This is a genomic window from Candidatus Hydrogenedentota bacterium (assembly GCA_035450225.1).
In the GTDB taxonomy this organism is placed as follows: Bacteria; Hydrogenedentota; Hydrogenedentia; order Hydrogenedentales; family SLHB01; genus DSVR01.
On the sequence record DAOTMJ010000068.1, the window covers coordinates 1 to 14,591 of the forward strand.

13 protein-coding genes are annotated in these 14,591 nt (G+C 59.2%); 7 read left to right on the plus strand and 6 right to left on the minus strand.

What is annotated here, in order from left to right:
• Positions 1-317: 317 nt before the first annotated feature.
• Complete coding sequence (locus P5540_18935; protein HRT66890.1) at positions 318-1,808, minus strand: TolC family protein; 1,491 nt, start codon at positions 1,806-1,808, stop codon at positions 318-320.
• A gap of 247 nt (positions 1,809-2,055) precedes the next feature.
• Here P5540_18935 and P5540_18940 point away from each other — a divergent pair, with 247 nt between their 5' ends.
• On the plus strand, positions 2,056-2,691 hold the full coding sequence (locus tag P5540_18940) for a hemolysin III family protein (protein HRT66891.1): 636 nt from the start codon (positions 2,056-2,058) through the stop codon (positions 2,689-2,691).
• Between the two features lie 120 nt (positions 2,692-2,811).
• Here P5540_18940 and P5540_18945 read toward each other — a convergent pair whose 3' ends face one another.
• The 5 genes from P5540_18945 to P5540_18965 form a co-directional block, all read right to left on the minus strand.
• Positions 2,812-3,675 carry a CehA/McbA family metallohydrolase gene (locus tag P5540_18945; protein ID HRT66892.1) on the minus strand — a complete coding sequence of 288 codons (864 nt, stop codon included), beginning with the start codon at positions 3,673-3,675 and terminating at the stop codon, positions 2,812-2,814.
• A 59-nt stretch (positions 3,676-3,734) separates the two neighbouring features.
• Complete coding sequence (locus P5540_18950; protein ID HRT66893.1) at positions 3,735-3,956, minus strand: DUF1858 domain-containing protein; 222 nt, start codon at positions 3,954-3,956, stop codon at positions 3,735-3,737.
• 117 nt (positions 3,957-4,073) lie between these two features.
• Entirely contained in the window at positions 4,074-4,295 is a 222-nt protein-coding gene (locus P5540_18955; protein ID HRT66894.1) for a hypothetical protein, read from the minus strand.
• Between the two features lie 92 nt (positions 4,296-4,387).
• Complete coding sequence (locus P5540_18960) at positions 4,388-6,115, minus strand: carbamoyltransferase C-terminal domain-containing protein (GenBank protein ID HRT66895.1); 1,728 nt, start codon at positions 6,113-6,115, stop codon at positions 4,388-4,390.
• A 129-nt stretch (positions 6,116-6,244) separates the two neighbouring features.
• A complete protein-coding gene (locus P5540_18965) occupies positions 6,245-8,512 on the minus strand; it encodes a hypothetical protein (GenBank protein ID HRT66896.1) in 2,268 nt (755 codons plus the stop codon).
• Between the two features lie 251 nt (positions 8,513-8,763).
• On the opposite strand from P5540_18965, the gene P5540_18970 reads away from it, so the two are divergent.
• From P5540_18970 to dtd, 6 genes are all read left to right on the plus strand, one after another.
• Positions 8,764-9,108, plus strand: a complete 345-nt coding sequence (locus P5540_18970) for a hypothetical protein (protein ID HRT66897.1) — start codon at positions 8,764-8,766, stop codon at positions 9,106-9,108.
• 93 nt (positions 9,109-9,201) lie between these two features.
• On the plus strand, positions 9,202-10,050 hold the full coding sequence (locus P5540_18975; GenBank protein HRT66898.1) for an HDOD domain-containing protein: 849 nt from the start codon (positions 9,202-9,204) through the stop codon (positions 10,048-10,050).
• Positions 10,051-10,225: 175 nt separating this feature from the next.
• Entirely contained in the window at positions 10,226-11,260 is a 1,035-nt protein-coding gene (locus P5540_18980) for a uroporphyrinogen decarboxylase family protein (GenBank protein HRT66899.1), read from the plus strand.
• A complete protein-coding gene (locus tag P5540_18985) occupies positions 11,261-12,610 on the plus strand; it encodes an APC family permease (GenBank protein HRT66900.1) in 1,350 nt (449 codons plus the stop codon). It begins immediately after the preceding gene.
• Between the two features lie 85 nt (positions 12,611-12,695).
• Positions 12,696-14,075 carry a Gfo/Idh/MocA family oxidoreductase gene (locus P5540_18990; GenBank protein HRT66901.1) on the plus strand — a complete coding sequence of 460 codons (1,380 nt, stop codon included), beginning with the start codon at positions 12,696-12,698 and terminating at the stop codon, positions 14,073-14,075.
• 121 nt (positions 14,076-14,196) lie between these two features.
• The coding region (gene dtd / locus P5540_18995; GenBank protein HRT66902.1) for a D-aminoacyl-tRNA deacylase at positions 14,197-14,591 on the plus strand (395 nt) is incomplete at its 3' end.

Genomic DNA, 14,591 nt, shown 5'->3' on the forward strand with positions numbered 1-14,591 from the left:
CTCGGAATGTAACGCCGATTTCCAAATCGGCTTGCTGAAACACGATATGCCGATTAGGAAATCGGCGCTACCAAGCGGCCATTTTCAATTTCACCTCAAGCACTCGATACCTGATCCAACATGAAATTGCCCGGAAACGCCAATCTTCGTGGAACGTTTCATTCTTTTGTCTCAAGAACTCGGTACTCTCATGTACAGACCTATTCTTTTGGAAGTGGAAAAGATTCTTGCGGGAGAAGGCAAGCAACCTCCTCTTTGGGTCTTCCGCGCCTTTGCGTTGAGTTCTTTTCGGTAATTTTGGACAGGGAGGATTCTGCCTAATTGCTTTTCTCGCGGGAAACGTTCGGCCCGGCGGCTTCGACGGATTTGACCGAGCCGCGCCCAGCGGCCTTGTCCACCGCGGCGACGGCCACCGCGTAATCGTGCACGGCGCGCACCAGCGCCGTCTCAGCGGCGGTCAAGGCCAGCGCGGCATCCAGGATTTCCGTTTGTGTTCCGACGCCTTCTTGGAAACGGAGTTCGGCGAGCCGGCGTCCCTCGCGGGCCAGTTCGACGGTGCCTTTTTCCTTTTTGACGCGCGCGGCGGCGTCTTCGGCCTGGATGTAGGCGGCGCGGACATCGAGTTCAATAAGTCGTTTCACGTCTTCGATCTGGTGTTCGAGGCTGCTTTTCTGGGCCCGGGCTTCCGCGACGTCGTGGCGTCGCTTGCCGCCGGCGTAGACCTGCCATTCCGCGCCCACGCTCAGCGTCCATCCGTCGGGTTGGGCTTGCCCGCCGCCGTCCACATTGGTCCATGTGGCGGAAGCGGCAGCGCTGGGCAGAAACTGTCCTTTGGTGCGTCTGATGTTCTGGCTGGCCGCGGCGAGGCCCTTGTTCAACGCCTGCAATTCGGGGCGCGTTTCCAGCGCCTCGGCGACAAGTTGATCCTGCGCTTCGGACAACGGCGTCCAGTCCATCTTGCCCACGAGCGAGATATCGGTGTTTTCCGGCAGGGCCAGCAAGCGCCTCAAGTTGATCAATGCGAGCCGGGCGGCATTTCCGGCGGCCACCAGGTCGGCTTCGCGAGCGCCCACTTCGGTCTTCGCGCGCAGCACCTCGAAATTGCTGATGAGACCCACTTCGAGCATTTTTTCCGCGTCGCCGAGATGGCGTTTGAACGTGACGACGCTTTCATCCGCCACGCGCACCATCGCCCGGGCCAGCAGGCAATTGTAATAGGCCTGCTTGACCTCGAATTCGAGCGTGTTCAGCTTGGCCTGTTTGGTCCATTCCTTCGATTGCGCGAGATATTCGGATGCCTTGACCGCCGCCTGGATTTGACCGCCCGCGAACAGGACCTGCGAGATGCTCAACACGTCGCGGCGCTGGTCTTTCTTGCCTTGGAAAGAGTTGAGGCCGCCGCCGAACAGGCGGCCAAGAAGACCGGGAATCTCGATGTTCTGCAGGCCGTCCACGCGAATGAAGGCTTCCTGCACCTTGACCTGCGGACGCCGTGCCGATTCGGCCTGTCCAATGTTCGCCTTGGCCGCGGCTATCTCGTCATCGGCCACGAGCACTTGGGCGTTTCGGGACAAGGCGGTTTCTACGCATTGGCGGATATCCAATGCCAGCGCATTGGCGGACACGTTTTCTTCCGAGGCCCAAAAAGTCTCGAATCCTTTCAGGACATCGTCGGCCACCAACGCGACATCCTTGTCTTCGATGGCAACCGGCGGCGAGGCCGGATCGGCCGGCGCCGCGTCGGTCTGGGGTGGTTGCGCCACGGCAACGAAGGACATGCACACCAACAGCACGATCACGAATCTCATGGCAAACCTCATTTTTCATCCTGGATCGTTTTCAGAAACACGTGGAACCGTATATCCCGCACGTTCGACCGCGCCACTTTTTTACGGTGGCTTTGTGTAGACGGCATGATACTCGCAAATGACAAACAAGTCAAAGCATCGCCGGATTTCTGCCGGACATGTCATTGTCCTGATCCTGATTTATTGACCTAGCCGGGGATTATATGTCATTGTACCGGTGTTTTGAAGACAAGGGAGAAAAAGTCAGGTGAAGCGTTTTAGATATTCGCTGGCCGAGGATATCGCCAATAGCGTCACCCACGGCATCGGCGCCGCATTGAGCATCGCGGGGCTGACCGTGCTGGTCGTGTTTGCCAGCCTGAAGGGCGATCCGTGGCGCATTGTGTCGTTGAGCATCTACGGATCAACGCTGGTGGCACTGTTCCTCACCTCGACGCTCTATCACGGCATTCAATCCCCGCGCGCCAAGGAAATCTTTCGCCGGCTGGATCACGTCGCGATTTTTTTGCTGATCGCGGGCACCTATACGCCGTTTACGCTGGTGACGATGCGCGGGGGGGTGGGCTGGATCATGTTTGCGGCGGTATGGGCGCTGGCGGTTTTCGGCGTATTGCTCAAGGCGTTTTACATGGGGCGCTTCGAGCGGCTATCGCTCGCATTGTATTTGGGCATGGGCTGGATTGCCCTTTTGTCCATCAAGCCGGCCATGGCCATGATCCCCGGGTGGGGCCTGATCGGCATGCTGATTGGCGGACTGTTTTACACGTTCGGCGTCGTTTTTTACGCCTGGGAACGCCTGCCTTTCGGCCATTCCATCTGGCATGTATTTGTCCTGGCCGGCAGCATCAGCCACTTCTTTACGATCCTGTTCGTCGTGAGTTGATCGCCGCCCTTCTTCTGCTGCCATGACATAATCGCAGGGTTGCCGCCCTTAAGGTTTTTTAGCGTTCTTGACGTCCCTGATCTCCTTGCGCATCTTCCCTGAAAACAACATTTGCGGGGATTATTCGATGAAGAAGGGCTGGGTCCAGGCTGCCCGGCCATAGTGGCCGGCGCATTCGATGCGCAGGTAAGTGTATGCGCGGGCTTGCGGGACGGCGAATTCGAGCATGGTTCCGTCGGCCATGGCGCGCCGGTATCCATAATCCGAGAACACGCTGATCCGGCACGGATGGCGGGTTTCTATCCGGATACGGTTGTCTTCGGTTTCGATTCGCGTTATTTCGATGCCCGTGCTGGCATAGAACCGGCCATGCCGCAACGCGTCGAGTACGGCTTCGGGGGAACGTTCGCGCGATTGCGCCATCAGCCATGCAATGCCGATATCCTCGGCGCGGTGGCAGTCGTCGTGGGCGAAACCCCAGATGCGCTTGCCCGAAGCCAGCAGGCGATCCCATCGGTCGGTTGCGCAAGGGCGGCCTTCCAGCCATTCGACCACGCCATTGTAGATTTCGATGCCGGCATAGCCGTCCCATGCGGCGAGCAGTTCCTGCGGGCAATGATTGAAACTGGATTCCCAGTTTGGATGATTGCACACGGCCATGCCGCCATCGGCCTGGATGGCGTCAAATACGCGCTGGCGTTCCGTGTGGGGCGGTATGGTGGATTGCGCGCCGACATGCAGGATATGCGGCCCGTTTGCCGTGATCTCGTTGCCCGGGATGAGGACCATGCCATGGGGATCGATTCCGTCCAAGACGGTCAGGTGATCGTGGTCGCTCAGCATGAGAAAATCATAGCCGCGCTCGGCGTATTCGCGCACGGTGTTTTGCGGCGAGTGCGGCCCGTCACTGTTGGTGGTGTGAGTATGCAGGTTGCCCTTCAGCCAGGGCACGGACGCGTCGAGATAGGGATTCAAAATACGCACGGAATTCCTCGTTGCCGCAGAGCAGATTCTTCGGGGGGCGGCATTGCTCAACGCAAACCTTAGGAGGCGTCGGCTGTTTCCATGATCCCTTCAAGGGCCTCGAGCAATTCGTTGGGATCGAGGCCATAGGCCATGCACACGTTGTCCAGCGTTTCAACCTGGTTGATATGGCAGTGCGCGCAGCCACCGAGATGAAACGCGGCAAAAACTTCCGCGGCGCGCGGATGCACCTGCATCGCCTGGGCGATGGTCATATCCAACGAGAAATGCTTGTCTGCCATGATGGGAACCTTTCGATTGTGGTTGTTCGTTCTTTGTCCTCAACTTTTGCATGCGGCGCGCGTGGGTTGTAACCGAAGAAATAATACCCTTGCGTGGCGCATGGCAACCGGGCCGCCTTAGGGCATCGCCCAAAACTGTTCGAATTCATCCCGGGACGACGGCAACAAGAGTTCGGGCCGGTACAGTTTTTTTACCACGGGATCCGGAACCCGTTCTGTTTTGTTCGTCGCCGGTATGTGGGTGACATATCGGACAATCCGTTTGTCGTCCGTGCATTCATAATACATCCAGGCATCGCCCGATCCGGGGATAGGCTGGCTCGTTTTGAAGTACAACATTGTTCACTCCATGGTTATTCCGGCGCGTTCAGACAGCATATCACCGCATGGCAACGCGTGGCAAATGCCTTGGTCGTTACGTGTTTGCCTCGTCAGGGCCGCAGGTTTTCCGGATCGTCCTTCGGCTGGCCGGCGATGCAGTTTCCCATGGCCAGGAAATCGAGTCGTGCCCGCTTGAACGTGTCAATGGCTTCCTGGGGAGTGCGGACGATGGGATCCTCGTGGATATTGAAACTGGTGTTAAGGATAACGCTCGATCCGGTTTTTTCCTTAAGGCGCCGCAAAATTTGATGGAACCCCGGATTGTTGTCGCGCGCGACCAGTTGCGCCCGCGCGGTGCCGTCCACATGGACGACGGCGGGATGTTCGTTTTTCATGCGCGGATTGCAACGAAAACAGACCGTCATGAATTCGGCGGCGTGGCGTGCGGATTCGTAGCCTTCCAGCCATTCCGGGGCATCTTCCGCGAGCAATGCCGGCGCGAATGGCATAAAATCGCTTCGTGCGAGCAGTTTGTTTAGGCGGTCCGCCTGTGTCCGGTCGGATGCGCGAACCAGAATGGAACGGTTTCCAAGGGCGCGCGGTCCCCATTCCATGCGGCCTTGGCAACGGGCGACAATCTTTCCCCGCGCCACGAGATCCGCAACGGCCGTTTCCGAATCTTCGACCTGTTCAAAAGGCAACTCCGCGGCCCGCAGCATGGAGGGGATTTCGGATTCGGCAAAGCCGTCGCCCAGAAAGACGTTGTCAACGGCCTGCGGGACCGCGTGTGTGTCCGCCCGAATGGCGCCCAAACTCAAGCCGCCGTCGCCCATGTTCGGATATACGAACAGTTGCTCCACCTCGTCCATTTCATGCAGCCGCTGGTTGAGTTTCACGTTGGCGAACACGCCGCCCGCAACGACCAGTCGCGAGGTGCTGGTTTGCTTCAGCCAATGCCGGGCGATGTTCGTGATGTGCGTTTCCAGTAGATTCTGGGCCCATGCGCTGATGTCTTCCCGGCTGTACTTCGTCAACAGGACCTGCCGGGCCCAATCGGCGCCCCGAAGACCCAAGGGACCGGTGTAGAGGAGTTGTCCATCGCGAAACTGGAAGGGCGGCGGCACGGCGACACGCGCCGGATCGCCGTGGGCGGCCAGCCCCGTCAATTTGCCTTCATCGCGGCATGAGACGAATCCAAAAGCCTCGGTCAGCATTTCGAAGAAGAGGCCGAACGAACTGAGCGAGGGGGCCGTCCATAGCCGCTCCACGCCTTTTCCCTCCTCGCACAATGAAACGGTCAATGACACGCCGTCGCCCATTCCATCGGCGGTTATCGCGAGCGCGCGGGAATATCCCGACATGCTCCACGCACCGTATGCGTGGGCATGATGATGTTCGACGAACGAAATGTCTTTTTTGCGCAGCGATGCGGGCAGGCTTCTGCGCGCAATCAGGGGCAGCAGCCGCTTGATGGCGGCGGGTATTGTCGAACCCGGCCGGGTATGGGATACCGGGGTCATGAACATGACGGCGTTCATCAATCGCTTGAAGAGGGTTCGTTCGCGCTGGCGCAGGGCATCGAACAGCCAGTCGTGCAGGCGCGGAAACAGGCGAACGAGCGCCGGCGGCGTCATGATCCCGGAAAAAACGATGCGGTCCACGTCGGCAGGGGCGATGCCGGCGCAGGCGAAGGCGGCTTCCAGCGTCCTGTGCGGAAAGCCCCCCTCGTTCTTTCGGCGGGTGTACCGTTCCTCATTGGCGGCGAACAGGATACGGGAATCGTCGCAAAGAGCGACACCCGAATCGAACAAATCCTCGCTGATGCCCAAATAAATCATAATGCCCGTTCATGACGCTTTCTCGTGCCGCGTCGGCCTGCGCCGACGTCATGAATCATACCTTATGATGCGTGCGTCATCCAATGGAACGGCCCGTTTTTCCCGTCGTGGACGAATCGGCCGGTGCGATTAGGGGGCCAGCGACAGCGCGTAATGCCTTTTGAACAGCCGAATGTCATCCGGCAGCCAGACATTCATCAGCAATGGAAAATGGCTTTTGTTTCGCACCCGGTAAAGCCCCTTGACCGACACGGAAGCCGGCACGGCGATGCCGGCGAAGTCGGGCAGCCCAAAACCGGCGCTCGTGCGATCTTGGAAACCCTTTGAAAAACTGTAGACAGGGAAGAAATAACGGATGACGGCGGGAACGGCCGGTTCAAAACGGGGGGGAATATCGCGGTGATCCAGTTCCACCCGCGATCCCTCGTATTGTATTTGCAGAGAATCCCCGTTGTTGGCGGGCTGAAATTCCAATACCAGATACTCGCAGAGAATTTCCGGGGAAAAGAGGGATCGCCTGAAATCGGGCAGGGATGCCGGCGAATACAGGATTGTGCCGTCTGGTTGCGGTGTTTGTATGATGGGCAACGGTTCGAGATCGGCGGTTTGGTAACGGGTGATGATCTTTTCCACGCGATAGTCCTGCCATAATCGTATCGTGAGGATCGGAACCGCCAGAAAGAGGATGCCCGCCGTCGCAAAAAACAGCAGACGGCCGGCTATTTCGGACAGGAAAATGCCCGGCAAAGGCCGTGGGTGGATAAAGGGGAACCGGCGATGGAAAGAAACGATTCGGCCGGGCAAACGGATGCCTTGGCTCAAAAGAAATCCGGCCAGCCACACGGACACGCAATCCATGTGAAACACATGCCGTGGCTGAAAACCAAGGCTCGTATAACCGCAGAAGTAGAGCAGCAGGATCGCCATGCCCAGCCCCATCCGGAGATCGCGCGCCACAATCAGGGACAAGGCCAAGGCGCCATAGCCCAAGCTGTATTTCCGCCAGTGTTCGGCGAAGGGTTGGTGCGCTTTGAATGAGAAATCCATGACCGGATTCGATGTGTTGGGCGCGAAATTTCTACCTTGGATGCCCCGGATGCAGCGCAACGTCGCCCCCAGCCACCGCGTCGCGAAATCGGCGGGAAACGTGGAGGCCAGGTCGCGCATCATCGAACGCGTCACCCGCGAGGAGTCCTCATTCCAGAAATCCAAATCTGTTTTCCATTGCCGAAGAAAGTTGACCCATGCCAGGGAGGTGAGCGGACTGGCCGGCAAGAGCGGCAGCGCCGCTGCGCCAAGGGCCCATTGCGTTGCACGTCTGGCCGTTGGATTCCACATGCCGGAATGGAGCGCATACTGGGTGATGCCGGCATGGATAAGGAAATCGTCATCCGAACAGAATGGCCCGTAAGAAGCGCGACTCATATCCATGTCGGCCATCATGCGGTGCGAAAATCCCTGCAGCAGATAGAACGGGCTGTTTCCGCCGCCTGTTTCCCGGTTCATTTTCAATACGGGAAACGCGGGAACCAGGAAGCAGAACAGAAAAAGGCCCACCAAGACACCGCGAAATCCGAGGGTATGCCGTGCTGCCGCCGGCGCAAACAAGAATGCGGCGAGCAGCGCGGGAGGCAGGACGAGAATGTCCGGGCGGAATCCCATTCCCGCGCCGCACAACAGGCCGGCGCCCGCGGCCAGCGCGGCTAGCGCCCGCTTGCCCGGCGTCTTGGCCAGCAGAATGCCCACGACCAGGATCGCGGCAAGAAAAAACGGCGCTTTGGCCAAATCCCGCATTCGCGGGAGAACGTTCAAGAAAACGGGCGAGGAAATGAAGAATGCCGTTGCAATCGTTGCAAGGATGCGGCCCATTCCCAGGCGGAACAGCCCATAACCGGCGATGGCGGAAAGCCCGGCGAAGATCGCGACCAGATAATTCAGGGACGACCAGGAAATGCCTGTCACTTTCCAGAGCAGTCCCATGCAATACAAAAGATAAAGCCGGTCGTAGATGAACTTGGGATCGCCTTCAAAGGGAAACAGCATCGGAGGCGGCGCCTGATCCCTGGGCAGGGCATCCGCCTTTTCCATCAGAAAATCAATCCGTTGCAAGCAGAAGAAAAAAAACGCCGGCGAATAAATGAGGTATATCGGCGAACCCGGCGGTTCGCGAAATCCGTATCCCAGGGTCCAGCGGGCGGCGGAGGCGATTTCCAGATAGGTGTCCCCCTCATTGGTGCCCGGCCGCAACCCGGAAGCGGTCATGTATCCCCAACTGCCGGCCGTGGCGACGACAAAGATCGCCAAGACCAAAATCCATTCGCGGCATCGCCTGCCGCCGGGCATGGCCAGTCCGTTTTCACGGCGTTCATTTCGTTCATGATCCGTATGCGCGGGCATATTCATTCCGTTGCCATTGCCCAATGGGCGCTTTCCCTTTGTGCCGGGCCGGTATCCTGGGGCTGTCCGTTCCTTCCGTGAAAAGGAGCATAACAGACGGTTCGATTCCGGGACAAAGGAACTTGAAAAAATGACGCGAAAGGGCGTTTTTCCCGGATCGTATGGCGATGGCACGGTTTTGACACAACGGGAAAACGTGGCCTACAATGCCTTTGACAGGCAAAATGGCCTAAAGCCGTGGAGATTGCGCTTTGGAACTTCTGGGCATGGGCATGGTTCAGGCGGGCCGTGTGTTGGCGCGCCCGGTGACCAATGCGGGCGGCGCGGTGTTATGCCCGGCCGGATTGCGGCTTACGGAACGGATCATCGAACGTCTGCGCGCGGCGGGGATCGAGTCGGTTGTCGTGGAAGGCGGCCGTGAACATGGCCCTACCCCGCGGGAACGTCTCGACAAATTGAACCAGCGATTCGAGGGAATTGAAGATTCGTTGCTGCTGCAACTCAAGGCGATCTTCGAGAACCGGCTCAATCTCCTGATACTTGAACAGGAAACGCAACAGGACGGTCCGGCCGCCATGTCTCAATCCGGGGTATGATTTCTTTGTGGGCAACATCCATGCGCCGCGCGCGGATCGTGAATGTTGCGAACAAACACTGCGGGCGCGGCATCCGGCGCCGGGAGTATGTGCGTGGCGATCACGGTTGAACAACTTGAAAAGCGGGTGGCGGCCCTGTCGAACATGCCGACGCTGCCCGGGATCATTCGAAGCGTCGGTCTTTTGGTCGAAGACCAGGATTCAAGCGCGGGCGATATCGCGGAGATTATTTCCAAAGATCAGGTTTTGAGCTCGCGCATCCTTCGGCTGGTCAATTCGCCCGTGTACGGTTTCCCCACCCGAATCGCCAACGTGACGCACGCGCTGGTCCTTCTTGGTTTTAACGTGGTAAAAGGGCTTGTCCTCAGTACGGCCGTGTTCGACGCCTTTGCAAAACAGACGGTCGGTTTGTGGGAACATAGTTTGGGCTGCGCGATCGTCAGCCGCCGCATCGCCCGGGAACTGGCGTTGCCCGACGTGGAAGAAATCATGATCGCGGGTCTGCTTCACGATTTTGGCAAGGCCGTCCTGTCGTTTGTCGCAAAGGCCGAGTACGATATCGCGATCAAGACGGCGCAGTTGAAAGGATGCCATATCGCGGCGGCTGAAACGGAGGTGTTCGGGGCGGATCATGCGTCGGTTGCGGGATGGGTCGCCCACCAATGGCGCCTGCCCGCGTGTCTCCGCGACCCCATCGTCCACCACCATGAACCCGGCTTGTCGAAGAGCCACCCAACGGCGACGGCCATTGTCCATCTGGCCGACATTCTGGCGCGAGGCATGGGATACGGATGGCCCGGCGACATGACCATGCCGCCGATTGACCATGCCGTGTATCAGAGTCTCGGGCTTTCCTTCGATCGGATTGATCATATTCTTGCTTTGGCCGAACTCGAATATGCCGGCGGGGTGGACATTTTCGGCGCCGACGCCGAAGGCTGACCCACGGAGGTTTGCGTTGTGCCGAACAATCCGGGGCGTGGTGCAAGTGGATCCGGAACGACGGGCATGCGGTTGTTTATTCTGTTGGCCGGCGGCGATCGCGCTTTTCGCGAAACAATGGGCCGGATCGAATTACAACATTGAACGCCCCAATAATGTAAAAGGACGAAATACCGTGACGCGGAAGGACATTGTGCTGCGGGCGATTGAGCGCCGGGATCCGCCTCGCCTGCCTATCACCTACTGCAACCGGGATTTTGATTGTTCGGATTGCATCGGCGTTGGATACGCGCCGGCCGCGGGTTTTACGCCGGCCGAGCCGGGGATGACGGAATGGGGTTTCGTGTGGGAAGTCTTGGATAAAACAATGGGACAACCGAAGATTCATCCCTTGTCGAACCCGGAGGCCATTACATCCTATGCGCCGCCGGCTCCGTACGCGGCGGGCCGTTTCGATCGGCTCGATACACAGATTGCGCAATGGCCGGACCGCTTCATCCGGTTTGGCCTGGGAATATCGGGTTTCAATCAGGCCACGTTTTTACGTGGTTATGAGAACCTGCTGACGGATCTATACACGGATCGCGCGCGCGCCGGGCGGGTGATTGATTTTGTGTTCGATTTCGAAAACCAGATCATCGAACAGGCGCTGCGGTATCCCGTGGATTGCGTGGCGTTTGGCGACGACTGGGGCACGCAGAAGGGCCTGATGGTTTCACTCGAACTGTGGCGGGAAGTGTTTCGTCCGCGCTATGCGGCCCAATTCGATTCGATACGCAAGGCCGGCAAAAAGGTGTGGTTCCATTCCTGCGGGGATGTTTCGGCCATCATCGGCGATCTCATTGATATCGGCGTGGACGTGATTGAACTGCTGCAACCGGATCTGCTTGGGGTAGAATGGCTGGCGCGCGAATTCGGCGGGAAGGTCTGTTTCTGCTGCTCGATCGATCATCAGCGGCGCGCCATCAGCGGCACACGGGAAGAGATTTTTGCCTATGCGCGCTTTCTGCGCGACACGCTGGGCGTGTTCCACGGGGGATTCATCGCCTACGTGGAGGATTATGCCAGTCTTGGGATGAGCGAACGGAATTACCAGTGGATCCGCGAGGCCTTCCACAGCCTGGCAACGGAAGACGGTTCCTGGGATCCGACCGATCCGATTGATCCGACCGATCCGGCGGATCGGGCGGATCATCCGAAGGCGAACTGAATGGTTTCCCCGGAATGCACTCCCCAACTGAAGCGGTCGCTGGGGTTGCTGGCGTTGACGGCGTTCGGCGTGGGCGATATCTTGGGGATCGGGGTTTACGGGCTGATTGGCCGTGTTGCGGGAACCGTTGGAAATGCGGCGTGGCTGTCGTACGTGCTGGCGGGAATTACCGCGGGATTGACGGGGCTGACCTATGCCGAACTGGCCTCGCGTTTTCCTCGGGCGGGCGGCGCGGCGCACTTCTGCCACACGGTATACCGGCTGCCGCTGGCGACGTTTCTGGTCATCTTCTTCGTGGCGCTTTCGGGTTTGTTTTCAATGGCAACCGGCGCGCGCGTGATCGCGCAATATGCCCTGGCGCCGTTTCCCGGCGCGCCGCCCATTTGGGCCGACCATGCCGTACCGCTCCTGTTCGTCGTGTTGCTCGCAGCGATCGCCGCTCGCGGCATCGAGTTGTCCTCCGTTGCCAATGCCTTTTGTACGGTCATTGAACTTTCGGGACTGTTGATTATTGTAATGCTGGGCATTCGTTTCATCGGCGCGGTCCATTATTTCGATTGGACCCCGGCCGTTCCAATGGAAGCGAATGCCTGGGGCGGTTTCGCCGTCATGACCGGCGCGGCAATCACGTTTTACGCCTTCATCGGATTCGAGGATCTGGTCAATCTGAGCGAAGAAGCGCATCGTCCCGAACGAAACATCCCTTTGAGCATCTGTTTGGCCATCGCAATCACCACGGTGCTGTATTGCATCATTGCGCTGATAGCGGTGTCGGTGCTCACCCCCGCCGAATTGGCGCCGAGCCGGACGCCGCTCCTGGATGTTGTGCGCCAAGCGGCGCCGAATTTCCCGGATTGGATTTACTCGGCGATCCCTGTTTTCGCGGCATTCAACACGGCCTTGCTGAACCTGATCATGGCGTCGCGCCTGCTCTACGGCATGGCGCGCGGCGAAGGCCGCCTGTTGCCGGCCGCGCTGGCATACGTCCATCCGGTGTGGCGGACCCCCGTGGCCGGCATCGGTCTTTCCGCCGGGGTCGTAGTTACGCTTCTGGTGCTGTTCCGCGATATCAAAACGCTTGCGGCCGGCGCTTCGACCTTTTTGCTGGTCGTCTTCTTCCTGTTGCATGTGGCCTTGATTCGCGTCAAGCGCGACCGGGCTTATCCCGCCCCCATTTTCCGCATTCCGGTTGCAGTGCCTGTTGTGGGCGCAATGACCTGCCTGGGCGTGTTGGCCTCGCAAGACCCGCAGGCCCTGCGCGCGGGGGGCTGGTTGCTTGCCGTTGCCCTCGGCTTGTACGGCATTCATTGGGTTTTTCACGGAAAACCGGACGTTGAGCCTACCGACTGAAATCTGGAGACGATATTGCAATGGAAATAGACAATGGAAGCGGCCGGCATGCTATGCTGGATCGGGCTGGAGCCCGGAAGGAGGAATGACTGTGGCAAACCAATCGTTGTCCAGAAGAAGTTTTTTGTCGGTGGTGGCGTCGGGCGCGGCGGCGGCTGGTTGCGCGACGCGAGTGAATACGGCGCAGGTTGTGCCGGGCGTATTGTCGCCCAACGAGAAACTGAATATCGCCGCCGTCGGAGTGGGGGGCATGGGCGGCGCGAATCTGAAGGCATGCGCGGCGGAAAACATCGTGGCGCTTTGCGACGTGGACGACGCTTATGCGGCGAATACTTTCGCGGCGTATCCGCAGGCCCGGCGTTACAAAGATTTCCGCAAGATGTTCGATGCCGAGGCAAACAACATTGACGCGGTCATCATTGCCACGCCGGACCACACACATGCAGTCATCGCGATGGCGGCCATGCGACTCGGCAAGCATGTGTATTGCCAGAAGCCGCTGGCGCACAGCCTGTATGAAGTTCGGAGATTGACGGAGACGGCGCGCGAGTGCAAGGTTCAGACGCAGATGGGCAACCAAGGCCATTCGTCCGACGAAATCCGGCGGGTCAAGGAATGGATCGCGGATGGCGCGATCGGCCCTGTGCGCGAAGTGCACGCGTGGAGCGACCGGCCCGTGGGCGGTGATCCGTGGTCCACTTTTCCGATTATGAAACGGCCCGCCGACACACCAGCCGTGCCCGAGTCGCTGGATTGGGACCTGTGGCTGGGGCCATCCCCGTACCGTCCGTATCATCCCATTTACCATCCGATGCAATGGCGCGGTTGGTATGCGTTTGGCACGGGCGCGCTGGGTGACATGGGATGTCATATTCTGGATCCGGCGTTCTGGGCGCTGGACCTCCGTCATCCGACGTCCGTCGAGGCTACGACCACGCATTGGGAAAAGGAAGTGAGCGACGAGACGTACCCGCGGGCCTGCATTGTGCGCTATGAGTTTCCGGCGCGGGGCAAAATGCCGCCCGTACGCTTGACCTGGTATGACGGACGTCTCAAACCGCCGTTTCCGCGTGATTTCGACCCGCGCCAACGGTTCGATTCCAACGGCGCCTTGCTGGTTGGCGACAAGGGCACGATCCTGCATGGTTCGCACGGCGCGGGAAACCCGCTCCTTTTGCCCAAGAAACTTCGCCAATCCTACAAACAACCCGAGGAGACCATTCCCCGCGTCAAGGGCGAAGCGCATGAGCATGACTGGATTCGCGCCTGTAAAGACGGCAAGCCGGCGAGTTCGAGTTTCGAGTACGGCGGCGCGTTGACGGAAATGGTGCTGCTGGGCGTACTGGCCATGCGGCTGCCTGATCGCCGGTTACTGTGGGATGGTGCGGCCATGCGCTTCACCAATGATGCGGAGGCCAATGCCTTCATCAACCCGCCCTACCGTGACGGATGGACGCTTGAATAAAAAGACGGCCGGCGTGCCGGCAAGAAGCCGGCGGGATTATCCGGCGGAACACGCACATTTCCCTTTGAATGCCGCGGATACGCCTGCTAGACTCAATGGGGTTCGGAGAACGAAACACCAGATGCGTGCGGTGGTACAACGGGTTCGCGAGGCTTCGGTGGCCGTGAACGGGGCCACGATCGGCGCCATAGACCAAGGTCTGCTCGTTTTTGTCGGTGTTGATGTGGATGACGACGAACAGGACGCGGTGCAGATGGCCGGTAAAATCGCCGGACTTCGCTGTTTTCAGGACGAGGCGGGCAAGTTCAATTTGTCCGTGCAGGAAGTGGGCGGCGGCGTGCTGGTAATCTCACAATTCACGTTGCACGGCGATTGCCGCAAAGGCCGGCGCCCCTCGTTCACACGGGCCGCACGCCCCGAACAAGCCATTCCCTTGTATGAAACGGTGATTCGGGAATTGCGGGCGCACGGTTTGGTTGTGGCCGAGGGATCGTTTGGCGCATATATGGAAGTCCG